Source organism: Lysobacter sp. CA196 (assembly GCF_052078695.1).
Lineage (GTDB): Bacteria > Pseudomonadota > Gammaproteobacteria > Xanthomonadales > Xanthomonadaceae > Lysobacter.
Window position 1 is genome coordinate 161,116 of sequence record NZ_JBQJIN010000008.1, and the last position, 26,507, is coordinate 187,622.

At 66.6% G+C, this 26,507-nt stretch carries 21 protein-coding genes; 8 read left to right on the top strand and 13 right to left on the bottom strand.

Going from position 1 to position 26,507, the window contains the following annotated elements:
* Positions 1-134: 134 nt before the first annotated feature.
* From ACTOWK_RS10150 to ACTOWK_RS10165, 4 genes are all read right to left on the bottom strand, one after another.
* Complete coding sequence (locus ACTOWK_RS10150) at positions 135-2,015, bottom strand: glycoside hydrolase family 35 protein (RefSeq protein WP_441330051.1); 1,881 nt, start codon at positions 2,013-2,015, stop codon at positions 135-137.
* An 84-nt stretch (positions 2,016-2,099) separates the two neighbouring features.
* Complete coding sequence (locus tag ACTOWK_RS10155) at positions 2,100-2,381, bottom strand: transposase (protein ID WP_441330052.1); 282 nt, start codon at positions 2,379-2,381, stop codon at positions 2,100-2,102.
* Positions 2,382-2,460: 79 nt separating this feature from the next.
* Positions 2,461-3,831 carry a hypothetical protein gene (locus ACTOWK_RS10160; RefSeq protein WP_441330053.1) on the bottom strand — a complete coding sequence of 457 codons (1,371 nt, stop codon included), beginning with the start codon at positions 3,829-3,831 and terminating at the stop codon, positions 2,461-2,463.
* A gap of 64 nt (positions 3,832-3,895) precedes the next feature.
* Positions 3,896-6,898: a TonB-dependent receptor gene (locus tag ACTOWK_RS10165; protein ID WP_441330054.1), complete on the bottom strand. Its 3,003-nt coding sequence runs from the start codon at positions 6,896-6,898 to the stop codon at positions 3,896-3,898.
* 418 nt (positions 6,899-7,316) lie between these two features.
* Between ACTOWK_RS10165 and ACTOWK_RS10170 the strand changes: the two genes are divergently transcribed.
* Positions 7,317-8,030: a FadR/GntR family transcriptional regulator gene (locus ACTOWK_RS10170; protein ID WP_441330055.1), complete on the top strand. Its 714-nt coding sequence runs from the start codon at positions 7,317-7,319 to the stop codon at positions 8,028-8,030.
* A gap of 33 nt (positions 8,031-8,063) precedes the next feature.
* Here ACTOWK_RS10170 and ACTOWK_RS10175 read toward each other — a convergent pair whose 3' ends face one another.
* Positions 8,064-8,816 (bottom strand): SDR family NAD(P)-dependent oxidoreductase, encoded by a 753-nt coding sequence (locus ACTOWK_RS10175; protein WP_441330056.1) that lies wholly within the window; start codon positions 8,814-8,816, stop codon positions 8,064-8,066.
* Positions 8,810-9,955, bottom strand: a complete 1,146-nt coding sequence (gene dgoD / locus ACTOWK_RS10180) for a galactonate dehydratase (RefSeq protein WP_441330057.1) — start codon at positions 9,953-9,955, stop codon at positions 8,810-8,812. Before dgoD ends, ACTOWK_RS10175 begins: the two co-directional genes overlap by 7 nt.
* Before the next feature lie 253 nt (positions 9,956-10,208).
* Between dgoD and ACTOWK_RS10185 the strand changes: the two genes are divergently transcribed.
* The 3 genes from ACTOWK_RS10185 (at position 10,209) to ACTOWK_RS10195 (ending at position 13,465) form a co-directional block, all read left to right on the top strand.
* On the top strand, positions 10,209-10,853 hold the full coding sequence (locus ACTOWK_RS10185; RefSeq protein WP_441330058.1) for a 2-dehydro-3-deoxy-6-phosphogalactonate aldolase: 645 nt from the start codon (positions 10,209-10,211) through the stop codon (positions 10,851-10,853).
* Positions 10,850-12,433, top strand: a complete 1,584-nt coding sequence (locus tag ACTOWK_RS10190; RefSeq protein ID WP_441330059.1) for a sodium:solute symporter family transporter — start codon at positions 10,850-10,852, stop codon at positions 12,431-12,433. Before ACTOWK_RS10185 ends, ACTOWK_RS10190 begins: the two co-directional genes overlap by 4 nt.
* Before the next feature lie 312 nt (positions 12,434-12,745).
* On the top strand, positions 12,746-13,465 hold the full coding sequence (locus tag ACTOWK_RS10195; RefSeq protein WP_441330060.1) for a FadR/GntR family transcriptional regulator: 720 nt from the start codon (positions 12,746-12,748) through the stop codon (positions 13,463-13,465).
* Positions 13,466-13,631: 166 nt separating this feature from the next.
* On the opposite strand, the gene ACTOWK_RS10200 is transcribed toward ACTOWK_RS10195, so the two are convergent.
* The 6 genes from ACTOWK_RS10200 to ACTOWK_RS10225 form a co-directional block, all read right to left on the bottom strand.
* Positions 13,632-14,303 carry a 2-dehydro-3-deoxy-6-phosphogalactonate aldolase gene (locus ACTOWK_RS10200; protein WP_441330061.1) on the bottom strand — a complete coding sequence of 224 codons (672 nt, stop codon included), beginning with the start codon at positions 14,301-14,303 and terminating at the stop codon, positions 13,632-13,634.
* A 20-nt stretch (positions 14,304-14,323) separates the two neighbouring features.
* Complete coding sequence (locus ACTOWK_RS10205) at positions 14,324-15,259, bottom strand: 2-dehydro-3-deoxygalactonokinase (protein ID WP_441330062.1); 936 nt, start codon at positions 15,257-15,259, stop codon at positions 14,324-14,326.
* Positions 15,249-16,727, bottom strand: coding sequence for an N-acyl-D-amino-acid deacylase family protein (locus ACTOWK_RS10210; RefSeq protein WP_441330063.1), 1,479 nt, complete (start codon positions 16,725-16,727; stop codon positions 15,249-15,251). Before ACTOWK_RS10210 ends, ACTOWK_RS10205 begins: the two co-directional genes overlap by 11 nt.
* Positions 16,724-17,581 carry a MurR/RpiR family transcriptional regulator gene (locus tag ACTOWK_RS10215; RefSeq protein ID WP_441330064.1) on the bottom strand — a complete coding sequence of 286 codons (858 nt, stop codon included), beginning with the start codon at positions 17,579-17,581 and terminating at the stop codon, positions 16,724-16,726. The genes ACTOWK_RS10210 and ACTOWK_RS10215 overlap by 4 nt, the downstream gene beginning before the upstream one ends.
* Before the next feature lie 82 nt (positions 17,582-17,663).
* Complete coding sequence (locus tag ACTOWK_RS10220; protein ID WP_441330065.1) at positions 17,664-18,989, bottom strand: amino acid deaminase; 1,326 nt, start codon at positions 18,987-18,989, stop codon at positions 17,664-17,666.
* Entirely contained in the window at positions 18,989-19,765 is a 777-nt protein-coding gene (locus ACTOWK_RS10225) for an SDR family oxidoreductase (RefSeq protein ID WP_441330066.1), read from the bottom strand. Before ACTOWK_RS10225 ends, ACTOWK_RS10220 begins: the two co-directional genes overlap by 1 nt.
* Positions 19,766-20,208: 443 nt before the next feature.
* On the opposite strand from ACTOWK_RS10225, the gene ACTOWK_RS10230 reads away from it, so the two are divergent.
* Both ACTOWK_RS10230 and ACTOWK_RS10235 read left to right on the top strand, forming a co-directional pair.
* A complete protein-coding gene (locus tag ACTOWK_RS10230; RefSeq protein WP_441330067.1) occupies positions 20,209-20,616 on the top strand; it encodes a RidA family protein in 408 nt (135 codons plus the stop codon).
* A 151-nt stretch (positions 20,617-20,767) separates the two neighbouring features.
* Positions 20,768-22,123 carry a Gfo/Idh/MocA family protein gene (locus ACTOWK_RS10235; protein WP_441330068.1) on the top strand — a complete coding sequence of 452 codons (1,356 nt, stop codon included), beginning with the start codon at positions 20,768-20,770 and terminating at the stop codon, positions 22,121-22,123.
* A 452-nt stretch (positions 22,124-22,575) separates the two neighbouring features.
* Here ACTOWK_RS10235 and ACTOWK_RS10240 read toward each other — a convergent pair whose 3' ends face one another.
* Complete coding sequence (locus ACTOWK_RS10240; RefSeq protein WP_441330069.1) at positions 22,576-23,964, bottom strand: carbohydrate-binding protein; 1,389 nt, start codon at positions 23,962-23,964, stop codon at positions 22,576-22,578.
* A gap of 950 nt (positions 23,965-24,914) precedes the next feature.
* On the opposite strand from ACTOWK_RS10240, the gene ACTOWK_RS10245 reads away from it, so the two are divergent.
* Positions 24,915-25,997 carry an arginase family protein gene (locus ACTOWK_RS10245; RefSeq protein WP_441330070.1) on the top strand — a complete coding sequence of 361 codons (1,083 nt, stop codon included), beginning with the start codon at positions 24,915-24,917 and terminating at the stop codon, positions 25,995-25,997.
* A gap of 7 nt (positions 25,998-26,004) precedes the next feature.
* Positions 26,005-26,484, top strand: coding sequence for a RidA family protein (locus ACTOWK_RS10250; RefSeq protein WP_441330071.1), 480 nt, complete (start codon positions 26,005-26,007; stop codon positions 26,482-26,484).
* The last annotated feature ends 23 nt before the right edge of the window (positions 26,485-26,507 follow it).

Here is a 26,507-nt window from a genome sequence, read left to right on the forward strand (position 1 = left end):
GGCGAGCCGGGCGACAGGCAAGCCGGGTGCGCTGGCGGCCTCGATGCGGTCGCCAGGGGTTTTCACTGCTGCGGGAAACTTACGGGCGCACCTACCCGCTTCTGAACCTCCGTTCGCGAGCGCCGGACGAGCGCCTATTTCGCCCGCGGCTTCAACCCATCCGGTGCGGTCTCGTAGACCGGATCGGTCAGGCCCCGCAGGCTGCGCGCGCCGCCGCCCTCGACGTCGAGCACGACCACTTCGTTGCGGCCTTTGCGCAGCCACGGCGCCGGCACGAACAAGGTCTGCTGCGGGCCGATCTTCCAATAGCGGCCGAGGTGATGGCCGTTGATCCAGACATGGCCCTTGCCCCAGCCGCGGGTGTCGAGGAAGGTGCTGCCGACACGGTCGAGCTCGAAGCCGCCGCGCCAGAACGCCGGGCCAGTCGGCGCGGCCTTGCTGGAGTAACGCAGTCCGCTCAGGTCGTTCAAGGGCAGCGGGTACATCGTCCAGTCGAACAGTTCTTGTCCGCCGACCGTCACCGAACGGGTGACGCCCTTGCGCTCTTCGTCCAGGCGGGTGCCGAAGTTGATCCGGCCCATGTTCTCGACGAGCAGGTCGAGCCGCTCGCCCGGTTTCAAGTCGGCGGCCAGCTCGCGTTCGCCGAAGCGCCGGTCGAGAGTGCCGAACGGCTTGCCGTCGGCGAGCGCGACCGCATAGTCGCGCACTTCGTCGACCACCAGCTTGCCGTTCGCGCCCTGCGGCACGGTGTTGCGATAGAGCACGAAGCCGTAGTTCTGGTCGAGCGCTTCCATGGTCCGCGGCAGTTGTGCGCGCACCGGGCGGCTCAGCGTCGGCAACGCGTCGAGCAGGCCCGCCGATTCGCGCAGTTGGAACGGTGCGATCGCGATGGTCGGCGTGGCCGGTTCCGGAATCGGGAGCAGACTTTCGCCGGCTTCGAGATGACGCCCGATGACCTCGCGCAAGGCGCGATACTTCGGCGTGATCCGGCCGGCTTCGTCGACCGGCGCATCGTAGTCGTAGCTGGTCGTGTCGGGTTGATACGGCATGTCGCGGCTGTAGTTGGCGCCCGCCATCCAGCCGAAGCTGGTGCCGCCGTGGAACATATACAGATTGAACGAAATGCCCTGGTCGAGAAACCATCCGACCGTACTCGCCGCGCGCTCGGGCGGCGTGGTGTGGTGCTGTTCGCCCCAATGGTCGAACCAGCCGGCCCAGTACTCGCCGACCATGCGCGGCCCGTGCGGGCGGAAGGTCTTGAGGTGCTCGAACGAGGCCTGGGCGTCGGCGACGTCGCCGTCGAAGTTGATCACCGCGGTGACGCCCGGCAGAGGACCGCCTTCGAAGTAATGCGGGCCGGCACCGTCGGAGGTGAACAAGGGCAGGTCGAAACCGGCTGCGATCATCTGCCGCTTGATCGTTTCCATGTAGTCGCGGTCGCGGCCGTAGGAGCCGTACTCGTTCTCGACCTGCATCATCAGGATCGGCCCGCCGTGCGTGCTCAGCAGCGGCGCCAGCTCCTCATGAGTACGGCGCAGGTAGCGTTCGACCGCCGTCAGGAAGCGCGGGTCCATGCTGCGTACGCGCAGGCCCGGCGTGCGCAGCAGCCAGGCCGGAAAACCGCCGAACTCCAGCTCGGTGCAGATGTAGGGGCCGGGACGCACGATCACGTCCAGGCCTTCTTCCTTGGCGGTGCGGATGAAGGCGGCGAGGTCGAGATTGCCGCTGAAATCGAAGCGGCCCGGTTCGGGTTCGTGCAGGTTCCAGAACACGTACGTGGTGACCGTGTTGAGGCCCATCGCACGCGCCTGTCGCAGGCGTTCGCGCCAGAACTCGCGCGGAATGCGCGGGTAATGCATCTCGCCGGAGCGGATCAGATGCGGCTTGCCGTCGAGCAGGAAGCGGTCGCCTTCGATGGCGAAACGCGGCGCGGCAAAACTGCCCAGCGAGGCGAAGGCCAGACCCAGGCCGAGCAGGGCGGTGGCGATGCGGTGGCGACGTGCGCGTTGGATCATGATCGGATTCCGTGGTTCGGTCGCCGCATGGGCAGGAAGCGGCCTGCGATGGCGGCGAAAGATGAGCGTTGCGATGGACGTCCGTTACGAATGTGCGAAGGCGACCGGCAGTTTTGCGATGGCGGCCTTGAGCGCCCGAATCTCCGAGGCCTGCTCCCCGTACAGGCGTCTGAGCTCGCGGTGCTCGGCCTGCAGCTCCCGAATCGTAGTCGGTGCGGCTTCCATGCCGCTGAACTTCGATCGCCAGTAATAGTACGTCGGCACGCTGACGCCGTACTTGCGAGCCAGATCCTTGATCGCTATGCCGCTGTCGGTCTCTTTCAGGATCGCCATGATCTGCGATTGGGTGAATCGGCTCTTGCGCATGGAGAGACTTTTCTCTGTCGCGACGGCCCACCCTTGCGTTCGCCGCAGGTGGGCCATCGAATGGATAGGTCGCACGAACTCAGCGGTGGTATCCGATGAACTGCCACTGATCGTTGTCGGTTGCCGTGGTGGGGAAGTACCAGTATTGGCTGGCGGTCTTGAGGCGGAAGTACTTGTCGCCCGACTGGTACATCCAGCCCACGCGGCCGTAGCGATTGTTCTCGCCCCACTGGTGAACGGCCATCTCCGGGACGGTGTCGGTCTTGCGGTAGTGGCGGCCCTTGTAGGTCCAGAACTCGTTGCTGGTCTTGTTGGTGGGGAAGTACTGCGCGCCCTTCTTGACCATGCTGAAGTATTCAAGGTCGCCGGTGTTGGGATTGTCGTAGTAGAAATAATCGCCGATGGCCACGTAGGCCTCGTTTCGTTCGGACCAATTCCTCAGCGGTTGGTTGCGAAAGTAGAGATCGTTGATGACGGGATAGCCCCGGCCGATCGACTGCCAGTCCGCGTTCGACTGACCCTGCGCCGGGAACGGGCCATAGGCGCCGTTGTGTTTGGCCCGGTACATGTAGGGGTAATCGACGGAAAGGTCGGCGGCGAAGTACATGCCGGCGGTGGCCTGCTTGTCGTACTGGCCCCACTCGTACAGCCCGCGGTACTGATTGCCTAGCGTATTGACCGTGCCGTCGCTCTCGGCCCAGGAGATCGAGCCGTAGCCGGCGTGCGTCATCCCTGGCAGCAGCCACGACGAATCGCAGGGATGAGCGCTGCCGTACGCGGTGCCGTCGAAAGCCGCGAGGGCTTTGTCCTGGCCCCAGTTGCCGCGCACCGGCGCGATGGTGAATCTGGAGTGGCGAAGGGAATAACACTGATAGGGATTGGCCGCGTAGTACTCATGGAACATCCCGCTCTTGTTGTGCAGCCCTCCCCAATTGGAAGGCACGCTGATATGCCCCAGCACATCAACCGTTCCGAGCGTCAGGTCGTACAAGGTCATCTGCCACCAGTCGCCGCCGAGGCGTGGGCTCGCTTCGGCGCGCATCCTGTATTGGTGTCCGACCTTCCAGGTGTACTGTCCCTTGATGCTGGAACAGGGGCCGAACTCGTTGCACTCGACGGTGGTGAGGCGATCGCCCGTGGCGCCAGTGCCGTCCCAGATCGATACGAGTGCGCGTTTTTCTCCGCCCGAACGCTGGAGTCCCCAATAGCCGCCGTTCGCGTTGTTGAACTTTATGTACTGTGCGAGATAAACGTTCGAGTGGGACTCGTCGTCCCCCGGGTATTTCTCGCCCGGATCCACGTCGACCCGAATGAAGTAGTCCTTCACCTGGGTCGATGGATTGGCCAGGGTCCAGCTGCCTGCCGGAGTGGTCGCCGCCGCCGGCAGGGACGCCGACGCAAGCCACAGACCGGCCAGGGCCGAGGCGGTATACACGGATAAGTTAGCCATGCGGGTGTCCTCATGATTCGGTGTTCGAAGAATGGGATGGGCGCAAGAAGCGCCAGGCCGGGTATTACTTGAACTCGTAGCGCAGCACGAGCGAGGTCGTCCGCGGCGCCTGGTATTGGCTCGGAATCAGGAAATTGATGTCGGGCACGATCGAATTGTCCGCGTTGACGTCGGCGCTGAAGGTGTTGTATCGATCGGTGATGCCGCGCCGGTTGGTGAGGTTCTGGATGCCGAGGTCGAGGCTGAGCTTGTGGTGTTCGCCGATGCTCAAGTCGTAGCCGACGTTCAAGTCCAACTGCCAGAACCAGGGCAGCCTGCCCATGCTGCCTGCAGGGGTGATGCCGACCGGGTCGGTCTTGGTGTCGCAGTAATGCCCCCAGTCGCCCCAGTTGTAGGACAGGCTGTCGACATCGGGCTTCAGGCCGAAGCAGGTGACCGGTTGTCCGGACTGCACGTTGAGGATGCCGCCGATGCGCAGGCCGTTGTCGAAGTAGTAGACGCCCGATGCGGTGAGCTTGTGGCGCACGTCGTTGATCAGGTTGCCGTTGGCGCCCAGGGTGATCTCGGGGAAGTCGTAGCGGCCGGTCTGTCCGATGTAGCCCGCGTTATGCCCTTCCAGGTCGAGAAAGCCGTTGTCGTTGCCGAACGAGCGCGCCCAGGTGTAGCTCAGGCCGAGGTAGTAGGGTTCGTCCGCGCTGCGGTGGTGATTGAGGTCGAAGGTCAGGTGGATGTACTTGTTCTTGGGCTTGGGAAGACCGAAGGCCGACGCCGGCACCCGCAGCGACTGCAGCTTGCCGTCGCCGGCGAAGTCGCGCAGCACGGTGACGTCTTCGCCCGGGTTCACCTCGAAACAGGCGATGTCGTCCGCTTCGTAGTCCGGATAGCCGTGGGCATTCGCCCAGTCCACGATGCCCTTGTTGTAGCAAGTCTGGTTGATGACGCGCTTCAGCGTCGAATAGCCGAAATCGACTTGCCCGATCCAGTTGCCCGGCAGTTCCTTTTGCACGTATGCCTGGAACTCATCGCGGTAGGGCGCTTTGAGGTTGGTCGCGGACACTTCATGCGTCTGCGGCGGATTGCCGTCGCGTCCCGGAGGTACATAGGCCGAGCCGATCTGGGTGAGGCCGGTCGGGGCCTTGGTGACCGGGTCGATGCCGGTGTACCGATACCATCGGGTGGTCGTCGAGTGCGCCTGCGCCACGCCGAAGCTGAAGTTCGACGGCATCGACAGCGAGTACCTGCCTAGGTTCGCGCCGACCTTGAGGCTGGAGTCGCCATTGACGTCCCAGGACAGGCCGAGCCGCGGCGAATACATCGGGAACGAAAACAGGCGCCGTTCCAGGGCATCCTTGTTGACGTATTTGTCGTAGCGCAGGCCGCCGTACAGCATCACCTTGTCGGTCAGCTGCCAATAGTCCTCGATGTAGGCGGCCTGGTTGACCGAGAACATGCGGCCGAATTCGCGATTGAGGAAATGCTGCACGTACTTGCCGTTGACCTTCTCCCCGTTCTGCAACTGGACGGTGTTCGGCCGGTCGTAATAGGTGTACCAGCCGGCCAGCGACGTATGCCAATCCTGGCCGAGGAAGTGCACGTAGTGCTCCAGGCCGAACACGATCTTGTGGTCGTCGGCATTCCAGGTCAGGTCGCCCTTGAAACCGCGGCGCCAGTAGTCGTCCGGCCGGAAGTTGACGGTCCGCTCGTTCGCGCCGATGTTGACCGTCTTCTGCGATGCGCTGTTGTACTCGTCGACATACGGAATGTCTTCGGCGCCATGGGCGCGATCGTTGATCTGCCCGAGGTAGCCGCCCATCAGCCGCAGTTGCAGGTCGTCGGTGATGTTCCAGTGGTAGTTGCCGATCAGCAGGCGTTGGCGTGCCGGTGAGTGCGAGCTCTGCGAGAACGCGCCCTTGTTGGTGGTGTAGTTGCCCTTCAGCAAGTACGTGTCGGTATCCGATTCGCTCCAGTCGCGCGAGCCGGTCAGGTTGAAGGTCTGGTTGTCGTTGATGTTCCAGGTCAGGTTGACCAAGGCGTTCTTGTTGCGGCTGGTCGTGGTCGTGGCGCGATTGATGGTGTAGCGGTAGCTCTTCCACGGCGCGGTGTCGCCGAGCAGGACGAACGCGAACAGCTTGTCGCGGATCAGCGCGCCCGAGCCCCAGGCGTATTGGGTTGCGCTCGAGTCCCGGTGATTGTTGGAGACGTACTTGTAATAGGAGTCGTCGCCGCCGTAGATGTCCTTCTCGCGCGGGTTCAGCAGATGCGATGTCGGCGGCGTCAGGTACAGCGAATAGCCCGCCCGGAAGCTGTTGCTGCCCTGGCGCACGGTCTGCGCCATGATGCCGCCGGTGGCGTTGGTCCAGGAGGCGCCGAAACTGCCGGCGAGCACTTCGGTGTCCTGGATGGCCTCGCGCGGCAGGCGATTGGAACCGAGCGAGGTGCGGTCGTTGGTGGTGTCGAACTCGTTGAGGTAATAGCGGTTCTCGGCGGGCGAAGCGCCGCCGAGCTGCACCAGGCCGGTGGTATTCGAATCGTGGCGAGCGTTCGAGCGCAGCAATGCGATGCGCTCGGGCGTCGCCGACGGAGGCAAGGGCAGGCCGTTGATGAGTTCGCGGCTGTAGTGATTGGTCAGTTCCGGGGTCGACACGTCGATCGGCGCGACCTCGGTGGCCATCGAGGTGCCGGTCACGACGACGGTGTCGAGTTCGGTCGCGGCGTTCTGGGCGCTCGCTGCGGCCACGGCGGTATCGCTGTTCGGGCGCACGCTGATCCGGCTTTCGGAGACGAGTTGCCCATCGCGGCTGATTTTTACCGTGTAACCGCCGGGGTTCAGGCCGGAGGCGGTGTAGCGGCCGTTCGCGTCGACTTTGAGTTCTCTGCGAAAGCCCGTCTCGGGGTTCTCGACGAGTACGCTCACTTGACCTTGCGTGGGTGCATACCCGTACAGGCCGCCGGTGATCGACTGCGCGTGCGCGCCGCTCGCGGCGGCCAGCACCGCCGCCAGTCCCCAGGCGAGCCGGGTCCGCTTGATCTGCGCGCGGTATTGCGTGTTTCGCTGCTGCAACTTCATTGCGTCCCCCTCAGGACCGGTACTATTTGTCATATATAAGTACATATTTTTTCTGAGTCAAGTGCCGTCCATCGACCTTTTTGCCCGTATATCCCCGGTGAAATGTGCTTTTTGCTCATCGCGTGCCGGAGGCGGTGGATGCTGCACGGCACCATCGGCGGGTCCTCGTGTCGGTGGTCTCGTTCGCTGACGACGCATGACGCGCGTTGCGCGTTGCGATGGCCGCGGACCGGCGAGTGCGCTCGTCCGCCTGTTGCGATGCGTGCGCGACGATCTCGCGGCGCGATGCGGCGAGGCCGGCACGGACCATGCGAAGCCCGCGACCTGGTGTGTTAGCGTTATCGAGCGATATTCATGCGCGCGACGTCGGTCGTGTGCGGCCGCATTCCAGGGACATTGGACGTTGAAGCCTGTTTTCATGAAGCCCGTTCTGATGAAGCCCGTTTCGATCCGCAATTTGCACAGCCACGTGGTCCAGGAGCTGGGCAGGCGCATCGTCGGCGGCGAATTGAAGCCCGGTGAATTGCTGCCGCGCGAGGAAACGCTCGCCGAGCAGATGACGATCAGCCGCACCGCATTGCGCGAGTCGCTGAAGGTGCTCACTTCCAAGGGTTTGATCGAGACGAAGCAGAAGACCGGCACGCGCGTGCGCGAGACGCGCTACTGGAACCAGCTCGATGCCGATGTGCTCGCCTGGCGTTGCGAGTCGATGCCGACTCACGACTTCGTGCACAAGCTCGCCGAGATGCGCGAAATCATCGAGCCGGCCGCGGCCGCGGCCGCGGCCAAGCGCCGCGACAGGAAGCAGCTGGCCCGGATCAAGGGCGCGTATGCGGCCATGGAGGCGGCCGAGGACCTGGACGCCTGGACCAAGGCCGACCTGGAGTTTCATCAAAGCGTGCTGGAAGCGACCAACAACGAATTGATGGTGTCGTTGTTCTCGGTCATCGAGACCGCGCTGGCGACCTATTTCTCGTTGTCGGCGAGCCGGGTGGTCGATTTCAAGTATTCGCTGCCGCGGCATTTCGCGGTGCTCGAAGCGATTCGCTTGCAGCAGGCCGGCAAGGCCCGCGATGCGATGCTCGGTATCGTCGACGACTCGCGGACCAACCTCAGCCGCATGAAGCGCTAGCGGCGCCGGCCAGCCGACGTGCGCCGGCTGCGGTTACAGCCTCGCCAGCCGGCCGCCGCTGACTTCCAGGCCGGTTCCGTTGACGAAGCGGGCTTCATCGGACGCCAGGAACAACACCGCGGCGGCAACATCGTCCGGAGTGCCGATGTCCTGGGCCGAGAGCACCTCGGCGCCCGATTCCAGATTGGGGTTGGCCCACAGCATCGGCGTGTCGATCGCCCCGGGAAGTACCGCGTTCGCACGCAGGCCCTTGGCGCGGCCTTCGATCGCCGCACTGCGGGTCAGCGACAGCAAGGCGGCCTTGGCCGCCGCATACGGCGCCACCAGCGGCGTCGTCATCGACGCGTGGACGCTGGCGATGTTGACCATCGCGCCGCCCGGTGCGGCATGCCGCAGCCATTCGCGGGTGAAGTACACCGGCCCGAGCAGGTTGACGCCGAGCAGTCGCTGCCATTCCTCGCCGGTGAAGGCCTCGAGCGGCTTGAACAGCATCAGCCCCGCCGTGTTGACCACGATGTCGAGCGCCCCGAGAGAGTCGCGCACGCTCGCGCAGGCGGCCTGGACCTGGCCTTCGTCGGACACGTCGCAGCACAGCGCGACGACCTGCGACGCGCCGGCGGCGCGGCAGGCGGCGAGCGCTTCGGCATCGCGATCCGGGCGGAAGTCGACCAGGGCGAGGTGGGCGCCTTCGGCGGCGAAGCGTTTAGCGCAGGCCAGGCCGATGCCGCCCAGCCCGCCGGTGATCAGCACGTTGCGATTCTCGAAACGCTGCGCGAACTTCACCATTCCCGAATGCTCCCATCGACGCCGCGCCAGACCGGGTTGCGCCAAGTATGCGGAATGCGCGCGGCTTCGCGCACCCGGGTCTCGTCGATCTCGATGCCCAGGCCCGGGCCGGACAGCACCTCGACGTAGCCTTCGTGGATGTCGAATACCTGCGGGTTGCTCAGGTAGGTCAGCAGGTCGTAGTCCGCGCTGTTGTAATGGATGCCGAGCGACATCTCCTGGATCACGAAGTTCGGCGTCGCGGTGGCCAGTTGGAAGCAGGCGGCGAGCGCCAGCGGACCGAGCGGGCAGTGCGGGGCGATGGCGACGTCGTAGGCTTCGGCCATGGCCGCGATGCGGCGGCATTCGGAGATCCCGCCGGCGTGGCTCAGGTCGGGTTGCAGGATGTCGACCGACGCCGCCTGCAGGAACGGCTTGAAATCCCAGCGGCTGTAGAGCCGTTCGCCTATCGCGATCGGCAACTTGGTGAACTGCGCGAGTTGGGTCAGCACTTCGGGATGCTCCGACAGGACCGGCTCTTCGATGAAGAGCGGGCTGAGCGGCTCCAATGCGCTGATCAGCGTGCGTGCCATCGGCTTGTGCACCCGGCCATGGAAGTCGAGGCCGACGTCCAGCCCGAGCGCGCGCACCGCCGCGACGCGTTCGAGCACGGGGTCCAGGTCGCGCGGGCGGGCCAGCCAATCCAGGTCCTCGGTGGCATTCATCTTGACCGCGGTGAAGCCCTGTTGCTGGCGGACGCGGCTGGCCTGCTCGACTTCGGCCGGGCGGTCGCCGCCGACCCAGGCATACACGGCGATGCGATCGCGCACCTTGCCTCCGAGGAGTTGCCAGACCGGAACCCCCAGGCGTCGGCCCAGCAAGTCCCACAGCGCGTGGTCCAGGCCGGCCAGGGCCGACATCAGCACCGGGCCGCCGCGATAGAACCCCAGTCGGTAGGCGACCTGCCATATGTCTTCGATGCGGTTCGCATCCGCGCCGATGAAGCGATCGCGCAGCGCTTCGTATGCGCCTTCGACGGCTTCGGCATGGCCTTCCAGACTCGCTTCCCCCCAGCCCACCGCGCCATCGCTCGTCTCGACGCGTACGAACAGCCAACGCGGCGGCACGCGGAAGGTTTCGATCCGGACGATGGTGCTCATAGGCAACAGGGCGAGATGATGGACAGGTTGTAGTTTTATCATATATAAGTACTTTAAGCCATCGCGACCGCCCAGGCGATGCAATGGCTCTGGGCCCGTTCGAATGGGCAGGCGACGCATGCTTTCCGGCGTTCGTTGCTCGGGATGCGCCGCGTGGCAGAGCGCCGCGGCGGTGCGAATCGCTCGCAGGAGCAGAGTGCGGCATCGCGGATGCGGTGCCGGTTCGACCAGATAGGCCGGAGCAAGGATCACGATGTCGTCCAAACGCCAAGCAATGCCGTTCGTCGTAGCGATCCTGCGAGGCATCGCCCCCAGGGAAGTGCTTGCGATCGCCGAGGCACTGGTCACACGCGGCGTCCGTGCGATCGAGGTGCCGCTCAACTCGCCCGAGCCCTTCGTCAGCATCGAATTGCTGCAGCGGGCGTTCGGAGGCGATTGCCTGTGCGGCGCCGGCACCGTCCTCGATTTGGGCCAGGTCGAGCGGCTGCATGCGACCGGAGGGCGCCTGCTGGTCGCGCCGAACACCAATGCCGCGGTCATACGGCGGGCGCTGGAGTTGGGGCTGATGCCGATGCCGGGTATCGGAAGCGTCAGCGAAGCCTTCGAGGCGATCGCAGCCGGGGCCGATATGCTCAAGCTGTTCCCCGCCTCGACCTATGGCCCGGATCATTTGCGCGCATTGCGCGCCGTGCTCCCGCAGGAAGTGCGGATATGCGCGGTCGGAGGGGTGGATGAGCGCAACGCCAGGCATTGGCGTCGCGCCGGCGTGGACGGTTATGGTCTCGGAAGCGGCCTGTATCGGCCCGGCATGACGGCGGCGGAGGTCGGCCGGCGCGCCGACGCATTCTTCGCGGCGGTCGCCGCGGACGAGCAACACGCAAGGGCGGTGGACGCATGAGGCTGTCGACGATCGATCTGGTCATCATCGGCGTCTACGCGGTCGCCATCTTCGGCTTGGCGCATTGGGTCGCACGCGAAAAGCCCGGACAGCGCAAGAGCAGCAGCGACTACTTCCTCGCCTCGCGGTCGCTGCCGTGGTGGGCGATCGGCGCCTCGTTGATCGCAGCGAACATTTCGGCCGAACAGATCATCGGCATGTCCGGCTCCGGCTATGCGCTGGGCCTGGCGATCGCGTCGTACGAATGGATGGCGGCGGCGACGCTGCTGATCGTCGGCAAGTGGATCCTGCCGATATTCCTGCACAACCGCATCGCCACGATGCCGCAGTTCCTGGAGCAACGCTACGGGCCGTCCATCCGCAACCTGATGGCGGTGTTCTGGCTCGCGCTGTACGTGTTCGTGAATCTGACCTCCATCGCCTGGCTGGGATCGATCGCGGTCAGCAAGATCGCCGGCATCGATCAGGGTTTGGCGCTGTACCTGCTGGCCGGGTTCGCCCTGCTGTACCAGTTGTATGGCGGACTCAAGGCGGTGGCGCTGACGGACATCGTGCAAGTCGCCCTGCTGGTGGCGGGAGGTCTGTTGGTCTCCGGGCTCACCCTCGGCAAGATCGGCGGCGATGCCGGGATCGGCGGCGGCTTCCGGATACTGGTCGAGCGCGCGCCGGAGCATTTCCACATGATCCTGGCGCCGGACAGTCCCTACTACCAGGACTTGCCGGGGTTGTCGGTACTGATAGGCGGGATGTGGCTGGCCAACCTGAGCTATTGGGGCTTCAACCAGTACATCATCCAGCGCGCGCTCGCCGCGAGGGACCTGGACCAGGCGCAGAAGGGCGTGATATTCGCCGCGTTCCTGAAACTGTTGATGCCGGTCATCATCGTCCTGCCCGGCATCGCCGCGGTCGTGCTGGCGCCGGACCTGTCCAAGCCCGACGAAGCCTATCCGACGATGATGCAACTGCTGCCGCCCGGCGTGCTCGGATTGGTGTTCGCCGCGTTGATCGCTGCGGTGGTGTCCAGCATGGCGTCGAAGATCAATTCGATCGCGACGATCTTCACCCTCGACTTGTTCGACAAGCATTGGCCGGGCGCGGGCGGCGCGGACGAATCGGCACACCAGCGCCGGCTGGTCCGGGTCGGCCGCATCGTGGCGACGGTCGCGGTGATCGTCGCCGCGATCACCGCCCGGCCGTTGCTCGGCAAGTCGGACCAGGCGTTCCAGTTCATCCAGGAGTTCACCGGTTTCTTCACTCCGGGGATCACGGTGATCTTCCTGCTGGGTCTGTTCTGGAAGCGCGCGAACGAGGCCGGCGCGATCGCCGCGGCGATAAGCTCGGTGGCGTGTTCGTATCTGTTCAAGATGCTCTGGCCAGCGCTGCCGTTCCTCGATCGCATGGGATGGGTGTTCCTGCTGACGGCGCCGCTGGCGATGCTGGTGTCGTGGCTCGTCGGGTCGCGTGACGCATCGAACCGCATCGAGGTCGAGACGGTCGGCTTCCGCACCAGTGCCGGCTTCAACGTGGCGGCGTTGGCGGTGGTTGCGATACTCGTGGCGCTTTACGCGACCTGGTGGTAGGTGGTGGCCGACGGCGCCGGCGGCGGACGCCCCCGAGGCGGGCCTGCGCCGCTGGCGGCGGCCGGTATTCCTGATCGCGCCCGAAGCGGCCGCCGCCCGCGAAGGGCTTGCCAGCGCGCTCCGTCTGCATCCGCGTCCTGTCCGGCGCAGGCCGTGGCGTCCGTGCCCGCTGTGGGCGCAGCCGTTCCGCGCCGGCGGGAGTGCCGCGGGTGTGCGGGCATGCGAAACTGCGGCCTGCTCGGACTAGGTAAGCTTCGCCATCGTCATGGTGCGCATGCGACCGCCGCGACGGCCATTATCGGAGCTCACCGTATGAATCGAATGCCGCGTTCCGCAAGTTTGACCCGGAGAATCGTCGAAGCCCTCGGCGAGGCGATCGTCACCGGCCACTACGGTCCGGAGCAGGCCTTCCCGATCGAAGCCGAGTTGTGCGTGCAACTGCGCGCGAGCCGCAGCATCGTGCGCGAGGCGGTCAAGATGCTCACCGCCAAGGGCTTGCTCAGCGCGCGCCCCAAGCGCGGCACCATGGTCGAGCCGGAGGAGAACTGGAATCTGCTCGATCCGGACGTCCTGCGCTGGTTGTTGGAGCGCAAGCCTTCGGTGGAGTTGTTGCTCGAGTTCACCCAGGTCAGGCTCGCGGTCGAACCGATGGCCGCGATGATGGCCGCGCAGCGCGGCGATGCGAAGGCCATCGCCCGGATCGGCGAAGCGATCGCGCGCATGCGGGCGGCCGAGTCGGGCCTCGACGATGCGCTCGAATCCGACATCGCCTTTCATGTGGCGGTGCTGGAAGCCAGCGGCAATCGGTTTTATTCGCGCTTGCGGGATCTGATCGATACCGCGTTGCGGATCTCGATCGTGGTCACCAACCGCTCCAAAGGCGTGGACTTGGCGAGCGTGAAGGACCATGCGCGCGTGTACGAAGCCATTGCGGCGGGCGACGCCAAGCGTGCGAAGTCGGCCATGCAGGGTTTGCTCGACGAGGCGGCGACCTTGATCGAGTCGTTGGCGGCGCGGTCCGCGTCCGGTTGAGTCGGTTTTCACGAGGTGGATGAAAGCGGTGGCGTCGAGACGGACGGCCACCGGCGCCACATTGCCGTCCGGGCATGGAACCTAAGCAGCGAGCCGAGCGCACGACGGTGGCCGACAGGCTGAGCCGCCTGCGACGGCGGATCGATCGCGAGCGCTCCGAAGCGGGTTACGGCTGTGCGTCGCGCGCCGCCGCGCGGACCGGCGGTACCGATTCGAGCCAGGCTTCGTTGAACGCCTGCGCGGTCGCGGCGAGCTGCGCCACGCTGGTGCCGGGCCGGTACAAGGTGCCGCCGATGCCGAAGCCGAGGGCGCCGGCCTTGCGCCAGACCGCGAGCAGATCGGTGTGGATGCCGCCGACCGGCAACACTGCGGTGCCCGTGGGCAGCACGGCGCGCAGAGCGCTCAGCATCGCCGGGCCGAGCGCATCGGCCGGAAACAGCTTGAGCCCGTCGGCGCCGGCGTCGAGCGCGGCCAGGCATTCGCTCGGCGTCGCCGCGCCGGGCAGGGCGAACAGACCGCAGGCCTTGGCGTAACCGATCAGGGCCGGGTCGGTGTGCGGGCACACCATCAGGCGCGCGCCGAGGCGGGCCAGGGTGTCGACCTCGTCGGCGCGGCGGACGGTGCCGGCGCCGAGCAGGATCGCATCGCCGAAACGCCGTTGCAGGCGGGCGATGCTCTCGAAGGCGTCGGGCGAATTCAGCGGCACCTCGATGATGCGCCAACCCGCGTCCCACAGCGCCTCGCCGACCGGCAGGGCCTCGTCGGGGGTGATGCCGCGCAAAATAGCGACGAACGGCGATTGCGCGAGCCAGGCGGGCAAGGTGGTGGGCAAGAGCATGGCGGTGGACGTGGCGAGGGTCATACGAATCGGGCTGCCTTTGCGATGCGCCACAAGCCGCGGCAAAACGCGGTGTCGCCTTCGATGATGTAGTGGGGGACGCCGTAGCGGCGCAGCGCCAGGGCATAGGTGGCGGCGAGCTTGGCGCCGCCGATCACCGCGACTTCGCTGGCGTCGCCGGGTTCGTTGTTGGCGGCCAGGCATTCGTAGCCGATCAGCAGGCCGGACAGGAACGCCGGCAATTCTTCGACCGGCGCCGCATCGCGCACGTTGCGCGCGCGCACGCCGAACAACTGATGCAGCCAGTCGGGGCGTTCGCGCGCGGTGTCGAGGCCTTTGATGAAGCCGCGCTCCGACCAGGCCTCGGCCGGCAGGCCGCGGCCGAGCAGGCTGTGATTGAGCAACAGGGCGTAGATCTCGCCGGTCGGATAGGTCGAAAACCCGACCACGCCGCCGCCGTCCAGGGTCAGCCATTTGCTGTGCGTGCCCGGTGCGGCGACGCGCCGGGTACCGGGCGGCACGCCGAGCGCCTGGGTCTCTTCGCCGCGCATGACGTCGTCGAAGCCGTCGCTGGCGCCGCTGACTCCGGGCACGATCGCGGCGCGACGCCCCTTGAATGTCAGCGGTTGCAACGCGGCGGCCAGGGCATCGGCATGGGCGGGCAGCGGCGCATAGGGCGCTTCCTGCCAGCCGTTGCGCGCGCCGACCATGCCGGCGAGCAGGATCGGCGCATCGCCGTCGTCGAGGTCGACGCTGAGCAGGTCGTCGAGCGCGGCGGCGAAGGCTTCGGGCGAATGCAGCGAGGCCATGCCGCGCGCGCTCTGGCGCGTGGCGACGATGCCGCCGAGCGCATCGAAAGCGTGGACGCGCAGATGGGTCGAGCCCCAGTCGACGCCGATCAGGGCGATCGCGTTGCCGTTGTTGGGTGTGTTGCGATGGAGCGGTTCATCGAGCATGGCGTTCCTCCTCGCGGCGCAGCGCGCGGCCGCGTCGTTCGCCGGTGGCGTGGGCATCGCGCAGGGCGCAGGCGCCGCCGACCCAGACCGCGCGGATGCCCGCGGCCGGCTGTTTGGGTTCGGCGAAGGTGGCGCGATCGGCGATGGTGTCGGGATCGAACAGGACCAGGTCGGCGGCGAGCCCGGGGGCGATGCGTCCGCGCCGTTTCAGACCGAAGGTATCGGCCGACAACGCGGTCATGCGCCGGATCGCTTCGGGCAAGTGGAACAGGCCTTGGTCGCGGCAGTAATGGCCGAGCACGCGCGGGAACGCGCCCCACAGGCGCGGATGCGGATGCGCGTCGTGCGGCAGGCCGTCGGAACCGATCATGGTGCGGTCGTGGCTCAGCACGCGGCGCACGTCGTCCTCGCGCATCTGGAAATACACCGCGCCGGCCGGGTGCAGGCGGCGCGCGGCTTCTTTCTGTCCGACCTGCCACTCGGCGGCGATGTCGCCGAGGTCGCGGCCGGCGTGTTCGGGATGCGGCTGCGACCAGCTCACCAGGATCCGGATCGCGTCGTCGACGTAGTCGGGATCGAGCACGGTCGAACCGGCGGTGTAGGGGTAGGCGTCGAGGCCGACCCAATGCCGGCGCCGGCGTTCGTCGATACGCGCCAGGGTCTCGACGGTGCGGCCCCAATTGGCCGGCCCGGCGCATTTGTGATGCGACAGCACCACCGGGGTGTGCGCGGCTTCGCCGGCGTCGATGGCCTCGTCGATCGCTTCGAGCACGCCGTCGTATTCGTTGCGGACATGCGAGGTATAGACGCCGCCGTGCGCGCCGCTTTCGCGCACCAGTTCGATCACTTCGCTGTTCGGCGCAGCCTGGCTCGGCTTGTAGAACAGGCCGCTGGAGAAGCCGATCGCGCCGGCTTGCATCGCCTCGCGCAGACGCGCGCGCATGCGCTCGATCTCGGCCGGGTCGGCGCCGCGGTCGAGGTCGGCGACCTCGGCGATGCGCAGAGTCGAGTGGCCGACCATCGCCGCGACGTTGACCGCCGGCCGCGCCGCGTCGACCGCATCGAGATAATCGCCGAAACGTTCGAAACGGAAGTCGGCCTGGCGGCCGATCAGCGACAGCGGCGCCGGCGGTTCGCGGTCGGCGCGCCACGGCGCCAGGCTGATCCCGCAATTGCCGGTGATCACCGTGGTCACGCCCTGGCTGAGCTTGTTGAACACGCCGGGGTCGTCGAGCACGGCGCGGTCGTCGTGGGTATGCACGTCGATGAAACCCGGCGCCAGTGCGAGCCCGCGCGCATCCTCGCGTACGCGGCCGTGCAGGCTGCCCGGTGCGGCGATCGCGGCGATGCGTTGGCCGTCGACGGCGACGTCGGCGCGATAGCCGGGGCCGCCGCTGCCGTCGAGCACCCAGGCATCGGCGATGACCAGGTCGTAGCCGGTCGCCGCCGTGGCGGACGTCGCGCTCATGCGCGGCCCGGCGCCTGGGTGCGTTCGAGTTCGGCCTTGGCCCGGCGCGCTTTCTCCAGCACGCCCGGCTCCTGGCGCAGCGCGACCGCGATCGCCAGCATGTCGATCACCGCCAACTGCATCAGACGCGACACGCCGGGCGAGTACGGGGTGGCCGCGCTCGACGGCGGCAACAGCAGCGGCACGTCGGCGTCCCAGCCCAGCGGCGTGCCGGCCTGGGTCAGGGCGATCACCCGCGCGCCGCGTTGCTTGGCGATGCGCACGCTGTCGTTGACCTCGGGGCTGCGGCCCGACAGGGAGATCGCGAACAGCACGTCGTTGGCGTCGAGCATGCCCGAGGCCAACCGCTGCAGATGGCCGTCGCTGTGCGCGGAGGCGGCGATGTCCAGGCGCAGCAAGCGCAGGAAGGCATCCTGCGCGACCACGCCCGAGCCCGAGCCCACGCCGATGCAACACACTCGGCGCGCGCCGGCGATCAGGGCCGCGGCGGCGTCGAGCGCGGCCGGGTCGGTGCGCTCGCGCACGTCGTGCAAGGCCGCGGAAATGCTGTCGCAGACCTTGTGCACCAAGGTCGCGGCGTCGTCGTCCTTGTCGATGGTGACGGTTTGATACGGCACGCCGACGGCGAGGCTGTGGGCGAGCTGCACCTTGAACTGGCGCAGGCCTTCGCAGCCGATCGCGCGGCAGAAACGGGTCACGCTGGGTTCGGACACGCCGGCGCGTATCGCCAGCACGCCGATGCTGGCGTGGATCGCGAAATCCAGGTCGGCCAGCACCGTCTCGCCGACCTTGCGCTCGGCCGGGCGCAGCGTGTCGAGCGCTGCGCGGATCTTGGGGATGAGGTTGTCGGACACGATGGGTTCGTTCCTCGGAAGAAAGTGTCGATCGCGTCGATGGCGCGGCGAGTGGAGGGCATTGACCGCGCCGATGGCGCGATCAGAAGAAAGTGTTGATCGCTCCGGTCACGCGGTAGCCGTCGTCGACCGTCAGCAGCAGCTGCCATTTGTCGAAAGTGGTGCAGGGATGGGAGATGCCGGTCGCAACGAGATCGCCGACCTGCAGCGGATGGTCCTGCGGCAGTTCCAGATAAGCGTGCTGGTCGTTCATCTTGCCGATGCGCGCATCGCGCATCGGCCGCGGCGCCGGCTCGCCGGGGCGATGCCAGCACAGCGGCTTGGGCAGGTCGATGTCGTAGGACGCATCGCGTTTGCCGAGCGTGAGCAGAGCCAGCCCCGGTTCCGGTCGCGACTGCACGGTCGCCCACACTTCCAGCGCCGGCTGCAGGCCATGGCGGAAACTGGCGTCGTGGCGGGTGCGCATTTCCTGCTGCAGGCCGTGATAGAAGCCGTGGTCGGAGGTCAGGTAACACCCCGAGCGCAGCACGCGCCGCAGCGGCCGCGTGGTCTTGCCGACCGTGGCGAAGGCCTCGGCGACGAAATCGAAGTAGGCCGAGCCGCCTGCGCTGATCAAGATATCCTCACCGTCGAACAGGCTTTCGCGGTCGCACCGGCGGGTCAGTTCGACCAGTTCGGCGAGCAGGCTGCGCACGCGGGCCAGGTCGCTGTCGCGGTCGGCGCCGACCCACAAGCCCTCGTAGCCTTCGATGCCGGCCAGGCGCAGCGCCGGGCTGGCGGCGACTTCGCGCGCGAGCACGAGCGCGGCGTCGAGGCCGCGCACGCCGGTGCGGCCGCCGGCCGCGCCGAGTTCGACCAATACCGGCAGGCGCCGCTGCGGCGCGAGCCGCTGCATGACTTCGGCGAGGCGGCGTGCGCCGGCCGAAGAATCGACCAGCACCCAGGCTTCGAAGCCTGGATCGTCGTGCAGCAGCGCGGCCAGGCTTTCGATATCGGCGATCGCGACCGGCTGGTTGGCCAGCAGCACCCGGCGCACGCCGAATCGATGCGCGATGCGCAATTGCGGGATCGTCGCCAACGTGATCGCCCAGGCGCCGGCATCGAGCTGAGCCTGGAACAGCTGCGGGCTCATCGTGGTCTTGCCGTGCGGCGCGAGCAGGGCGCCGGCGCGTTCGACGAAGTCGCGCATCCAGGCGATGTTGTGGGCGAGGGTGGACTCGCGCAGCACCGCAACCGGATAGGACAGGCGGCCGTCGAGAATATTGAGGCCGAGCCCGCCGATCGCGTCCTGCCGCGTGGGCTGCCGCAATGGCAATCCCTTGACGCCCGGCAGCAGCAGGGTCTGGCCGAGCCGGCGCAGCGCCTCGTTCATCGGTACGGCTCCAGTCGTCTGGACGGCTTCAGTCATCAATAGGGCTCCAGGGTCAGCTCCGCAGCCATCACCCGGTTGCCGGCCATCAGGCCGCCGTCGACCGGCAACACCGCGCCGCTGATCATGCGTGCCTGCGGCGAGGCGAGGAACCAGGCGGCCTCGGCGATGTCCTCGGGCGTGGCGAAGTCGCCGAGCGGATACCACTTCTTCAGGTCTTCGAACACTTGCGGGTGTTTGTCGGCGCGCGCCTGCCAGGCCTGGGTCTTGACCGTGCCGGGACAGATCACGTTGGCGCGCACGCCGAGGCGTCCGTATTCGATCGCGATGGATTTCGCGTAGCTGATCAAACCGGCCTTGGCCGCGCTGTAGGCCGGGTGCCCGAGCGCGGCGAGGCCGTTGACCGAACCGATGAAGACGATGTTGCCGCGCGTGCGCTTGAGCCCGTCGATGGCGGCTTCGACCGTGCAGTAGCCGGCGTTCAAATTGACGTCGATGTCGCGCTGCCAGGCGCCCGGCGTGGTGCCGGCCAGGCTCAGACTTTCGGCGCTGCCGGCGTTGGCGATCACCGCGCCGATCGGGCCGTGCGCCTGGAGGTGCGGGGCGAGCGCGGCGCGCAGCGCGTCGAGATCGGACAGCTCCGAAGCCGCGGTCAGCACCTGCCCGGGTTCGAAGCCCGCGGCCAGCGCGGCCAGCGCAGCGGCATCGCGGTCGTGGGCGAGCACGCGATCGCCGCCGGCGGCGAAGCGGGCGAGCAATCCTCGGCCGATGCCGCCCGCGGCGCCGGTGATCAAGGTCAAACGGCTTTGGCTCATGGGGTTTGCTTCATGAATGGATCATTCCTTCAAGGGGCGCCCGCAGCCTGGGACCGAATGGCGCGAGACGATCGGCAAGCAGCCGATGGCGACGGTAGATCGGAATATCGCCGATAGCGCGGGCTTTGGTGGGGCCAGGCATGCGGCCGCCGCCTCGGCTGGGCCGGCGCGGTCCCCCTTGGGTGTTCGAAGATTCTTGTAAATTGCCAACATGCTCGCCTGCCCTCTTGCTGAAAATGTACCAGAATCCATTATTGGCAGGCGTTGTGCAGTGCAAAATGCATCCTGAAAGTTTGTAAGATACTTTCACGTCGGTAACGGGCAGGCCTTGAATGTGCCATCCGAGTCCGAGCGTCGCCGCCGAGCCGCCCTGTTGTCTGCGGCTGGGGCGTCGGGGCCGCCGACCTTGGGCTTGCCCATTCCCCTACGCAGAGAGGCCATCCATGAGCGATTCCAATTCCATCGTCCGCTACGGCCTGGAGCCCGGCGGCGCCGGCGGCCAGCCACTGCCGTTCTCGCCGGCGGTGCGCGCCGGCGACTTCGTCTACATCTCCGGCCAGGTCGCCATGAACGAGCGCGGCGAGATCGAACAGGGCGGAATCGAAGCGCAGACGCGCCGGACCATGGACAACGTCAAGAAGGTGCTCGGCCTGGCCGGTTGCGACCTGAGCCACGTGGTCAAGATCACCGTCTGGCTGGACGACACCCGCGACTTCTGGACGTTCAATCGTGTCTACCGCGAGTACTTCGGCGAGCAGCCGCCGGCGCGCTCATGCGTGCGCTCGCAAATGATGGTCGATTGCAAGATCGAGATCGAAGCCATCGCCTATTGCCCGCTGCGCAGTGAGTAGGAGCGAGTAACGAGCAACGAGTGACGGATAGTCCGTTGTTGACGAGGTCTCGACTCGTTCCTCGTTCCTCGCTACTCGTTCCTCACTACCCGCACCTTACTACTCGTTCCTCTTCGACCACCTCTTCCCCATACCCGACCGAGATCCCTGCATGAACCGACGCGATTTCCTCGCTACTTCCGCGACCGCGGGCACCGTACTGGCCAGCACCGCGTTCACGCCGGCGTTCGCCCGCAAACGCTCGAAGCTGCGCCTGGGTCTGATCGGCACCGGCATGCGCGGCCAGGTGCTGCTGAAGGAACTGGTGCGTCGCGACGACGTCGAAGTCGTTGCGATGTGCGATGTCGAGCCGATCATGCTCGGCCGCGCGCTGAAGATGATCGAGAAGGCCGGTCGGCCCAAGCCGGCGACCTACGGCGAAGGTGGCGACATCGACGCCTACCGCAAGATGCTCGACCAGGGCGGCCTCGACGGCGTGATCATCGCCACGCCCTGGGAGTTCCATGCGCCGATGGCGATCGCGGCGATGCAGGCGCGCATCGCGGTCGCCTGCGAAGTGGTCGCCGGCATCACCCTCGACGACCATTGGCAGGTGCTGCGCACCCAGCAGAAGACCGGCACCCCCTACATGCTGCTGGAAAACGTGTGCTATCGCCGCGACGTGCTGGCGGTGCTGAACATGGTCCGGCAGGGCTTGTTCGGCGAGATCGTGCACCTGCAGGGCGGCTACCAGCACGATCTGCGCGCGGTGAAACTCAACAGCGGCAACCCCGAGCGCGCCACCGGCGGCGGCGTCGAATTCGGCGCCAAGGGCTGGTCGGAGGCGCGCTGGCGCACCGAGCATTCGGTCCGGCGCGACGGCGAGCTGTACCCGAGCCACGGCATCGGCCCCTGCGCGATGGTCGCCAACATCCATCGCGGCAACCGTTTCACCTACCTCAGCTCGTTCTCGAGCAAGGCCCGCGGCCTGCACGACTACATCGTCAAGCAGGCCGGCCCGGAGCATCCGAACGCCAAGGTCAAGTTCAAGCTCGGCGACCTGGTCACCACCCAGATCGCGTGCGAGAACGGCGAGACCATCCTGCTGCAGCACGACACCTCGCTGCCGCGGCCGTACTCGCTCGGCTTCCGCGTGCAGGGCACCGACGGCCTGTGGATGGACATCAACGATTCGATCCACATCGAAGGCAAGACCACGCCGCATGAGTGGGACAAGGCCGAGGCCTGGCTGGAAAAGTACGACCACCCGCTGTGGCAGCGTTTCGCCGAGACCGCGGCCGGTGCCGGCCACGGCGGCATGGACTACTTCGTCGTGCACGCCTTCATCGAGGCGCTCAAGGCCGATGCGCCGATGCCGATCGACATCTACGACGCGGTCGCCTGGAGCGCGATCACGCCGCTGTCGGAACAGTCCATCGCCGAGCACAAGACCCTGGAATTCCCGGATTTCACCGAAGGCAAGTGGAAGAACCGCAAGCCGATTTTCGCCCTGAACGACCGCTACTGAGATACGGCCGGGTACCTGCAACACGCCGCTCGCCGTTGACCCGGCGAGCGGTCGTCAAACGAGGCAGGGCATCGTCGCATTACTCTCTCTCTCTCTCTCTGTGTGTTTCCGACCTCCACCCGGCGCAAGCCGGGTTTTTTTCGCGCCGTCCCCAGGTCGCCGGCTTCAAGAGTGGGAGCGGCACGAGCCACGACCGCGAATACACGCCTACTGCGCAGCCGCGCAACTGCGGTAATCGGCCGTCCTTGCCGGAGAAACCGGGTCACGACGCGGGTGGGGCAGTGCGGTCGCGGCTCATGAGCGAAGCAAATCCCTGTGGGACGCCGCTCCGGCAAGAGAGCGCCGAAACGCCGCTTTCGCTCTGCCACCCGCCCGAAATCCGGAGCGCTGCCCGAGGGCAGGCAGCGCTCCGCGGCAATGGCCCGGACGGGCATCGCCAAAGCGGTCGCAGGCTAGAGGCGCGTGATCCTGACCCAGTTGATGTTCCATCCGCCCTGCGCCGCATAGACGCCGAGGCTGTAGGTGCCCGCGCCGACGCTCACGGTGTGCGAGACCGTGGTCCAGTTCTGCCAACCGCCGGTCGCAGGAATCTGCACCGTTCCGAGCACGATGCTGCCTGCATTGAGGTCGAGCGACAGCGCGCCGCCGCCGGGGCTCGCAACCCGATACTCAACGCGGTACGTGCCGGTGGCGGGAAAGGTGATGCCGTTGTAGGCCATCCAGTCGCCCTGATCGATGCCGCCGACGTTCTGGCCGCCTTCCGAACATGCTTCGATCTGCACGCCCTGCTGCGCGCTGAAGTTCTCCGACTCCAGCGTCAGCGACCAGGGTTGCGAGAACCGCGCCACCGCCACCGACGAGGCGCGGTCGTTGAAGCCGTCGCCGCTCAGGCACGATGCGTCTGCGCTCTTGGTAACGCTCGCGCCGCCGAAGTTGTCGTCCTGGTAGAGCGTGACCTGATAGCCCGGATTGACGCGTAGCGAAGAGATCTGGTCGTTGCCGATGCCCCTGGCCTGTAACTGCGCGACTGTGTAGCGCCCTTCGGGCAGCGCCACCGACCAGCCGCCGAAGTCGCAATGCTGGTACACGGATGCGACGCCGGGATTCGCATTATCCCCCGAGTACACGCGTAGGTAATCGACGTACATCTTCGCCGGCAGGCGCGTCTCGTCCACGGTGAAGCCCGGCCAATTGCCGCCGATGGCGAAGTTCAGCAGGAGGAAGAAGTCCTTGTGAAATTCATCGGTCCCGTTGACGCCGCCCTGGATATTGGCCTCGTGGAACTTGTTGCCGTCGACGTACCAGCGGATGGCGTTGGCATCCCATTCCACGGCGTAGACGTGCCAGTCCTGCACGGTCACGGCGGTGTTGCCGCCGTATTGCGCGTAGGTGCCGTTGTGGTCGCTCCAGTGGATAGTGCCGTAGCTCTTGTTCTCGTCGTTGACGTGCTCCATCACGTCGATCTCGCCCGAAGCGGGCCATCCGACCTGCGGCAGGTTGGCGCCCAGCATCCAGAAAGCCGGCCAAGCGCCCATGAACGACGGCAGCTTCATGCGCGCCTCGATGCGGCCGTATCTGAAAGTACGGCGGCCCTGCGTTTTCATGCGCGCCGAGGTGTAGCGATAGCCGCCGAAATCTTCGCGCTTCGCGGTGATGGCCAGGGCGTTGCTCTCGATGGTTGCGTTCTCGCGCCGGTAATACTCCAGTTCGTTGTTTCCCCAGCCATTGCTGCCGTTGCCGGTCTCGAACACCCAGTCGGGCCCGATGGACCCATTGAACTCGTCGCTCCACACGAGCTGCCAGTTCTGCGCGAAGGCGCTGCCGGAAAGCAGGAAAAACATCAGGAATGCGATGCATTGGGTCGCGGATCTCATGTGCTGTCCTTTGATTTGATGGGACGAATACGCGGCGCACGCGGCCGTTCCGCAGGCATGGATCAGGCGTGCTTGCTGCGTTGCCGTGTGCGATGCACGGCGGGGGTGCTCAGGGCGCGGCCGCTGCCGGTAGCGGGCCGGCGACCAAGGGGGTTCAGGGCTCGCGTGCTTCGTCTTCTGCCTCCGTTGCGAAGTAGATGCGGGGCCGCCCGCGTGGAGCGGTACCTGATCCCCTCTTCAATGGGCCGAGCCCTGACCCGGGAGGGTGATCCCTCCTCGATGCCTCACCGTCGCCCGCCTCATCTGGCGGGTATCGGGTCGGCTTTGGTCCGCAGCCTGCTCCAATTGACAGCGCTGTCAAGTGAGATGCCGAAACTTGTCGTGCCGGTCGCGAATTTTCCGCCTGCGACAGTGATCTGCAGCACTGATTTGCTGCGCTGCACCCAGGATGATCGGTGGCGACGGGAAGAGAGCGCCGCCGCACGCGGCCGATACGGTGAAGAAAGGACAGGCGTTATCGGCGTGTTTCATGGCGCGAGAATCGCATTGGCACCGAGCGCCGTGGCCGTTGCGGACGACGTCGTCGTCGCGAACCGGCGTGTGCGCGCAGATGCTGGTCGACTGCAAGATCGACAGCGAAGCCATCGCTTTTGAGGAGTAGGAGCGGCGCGAGCCGCGACCGCGCGGCTACGAGAGCGTCGTGTGCCAACAGCGCCTGCATGAACCCCATGCACGGACGGTGAGGCAGTGATTGTGTATTCGCGGTTGCGGCTCACGCGCTTCTGCAAGGAAACGACGGATCGCAAGCTGATGCCTCCTATGAATGGGGCAGCCGACGCCGTCCATCTGTAACCGTCAAAACTGAATTGACAGGTTCTTAATAACAGGCATAACCTCTAAAAACAAATTGAGAGGTTATGAGAATGCGCCTCGCGATCGGTCATGCCTTGCTCGGCGCCGCACTGTCTTCGATGGTGCCCGCCTGCGCACAGCCGCCGCCCGCCGCGCCCACGGCCGCCATGTCGAATCCCGCCGCCCTCGTCGTGATCGATGCGCCCAGCAATCTGGGCTTGCGCCCGTCGGCGCCGGGTGTCGAACCCGGGGTGCGCAAACTGCCCGAAGCCCTGCGCGCGACCGGGTTGCTGCAGCGCCTGCGGGCGCGCGACGGCGGCCGCGTGGAGGCGCCGCCTTATTCGCCGGCGCCCGACCTTGCGATCGGCTTTCGCAACGGCGCCGCGCTGCGCGACTACAGCCAGACCCTGGCCGATCGCCTGACCCCGTTGCTCGCCCACGACCGGTTCGTGCTGGTGCTCGGCGGCGATTGCAGCGTGCTGCTCGGCAGCGGCCTGGCCCTCAAGCAGCGCGGCCGCTACGGCCTGGCCTTCGTCGATGCCCACGACGATTTTTCCTTCATCCGCGACCGCCATCGCTACCGCGGGCTGTTGACCGCGGCCGGGCTCGATCTCGGCCTGGCGACCGGGCACGGCCCGACGGCGCTGTCCGATCTGCGCGGTCGCTCGCCGTACTTCCGCACCGACGACATCGTCCACCTCGGTTTGGTGGTCGCCGACCAGGATCGCGTGGATTACGACGTCGAGAGTTTCGAGCGTTCCGGCATTCATGCCATCGACGCTGAGGCGGTTCGCCGTCTCGGCGCCGGGCGCGCCGGCCGGCAGGCGCGCGCATGGCTGGAGGCGCGGCCGATCGAGGGCTACTGGATCCATGTCGATGCCGACGTGCTCGCCGAGCGGCTGATGCCGGCGGTCGACTCGCCGAACCCCGACGGCCTCGACTTCGCGCAACTGCGTGCCTTGCTCGCACAGTTGCTCGCCAGCCCGAACGCGGTCGGCATGGAACTGACGATCTTCGACCCCGACCTCGACCCCGACGGCCGCCTCGCATCGCGCCTGGTCGACACCCTCGTGGGCGCCTTCGAAGACAGCGGCCGCTGGCCACGGCAAAGCGCTGCGGCCGCCGCAACGCCCGCGCCGGCACGCTGACCTCACCATGCAGCGGCGCAGCTTCCTGCTCAGCAGCGCCGCGGCAATGGCCTTGTGGTCGGGACGCGTCGGAGCGGCGAAGTCCAAACCCAAGATCGTCGCTGAAAATGCAGCTGATGCGCCGACCGCGTGCGGCAACGAACCGTTCAACGTCACACAAGCCTATCCGGTCACCACCGCGACCAGACTGCTGTTCGTCAGCGGCCAGATCCCGGTCGACGCGCGGGGCGAAGCGCCGCGGGATTTTTCCGAACAATATCGTCTGGCTTGGGCCAACCTCGAGACGCAACTGCACGCGGCCGACATGGACCTGCGCCACCTGGCGAAGCTGACCGTCTTCCTGGCCCGCGCCAGCGACCGCAGGCGCGAACGTGAGATTCGCCGCCGCCTGCTCGCCGGGCGTGCCGATCCTGCGGTCAGCGTGGTGGTGACCGGTATCTACGACGAAGCTTGGTACATCGAAATCGAAGCGATCGCACTCGCCTGAGCGCGTCACTGCAGTCGATCAGG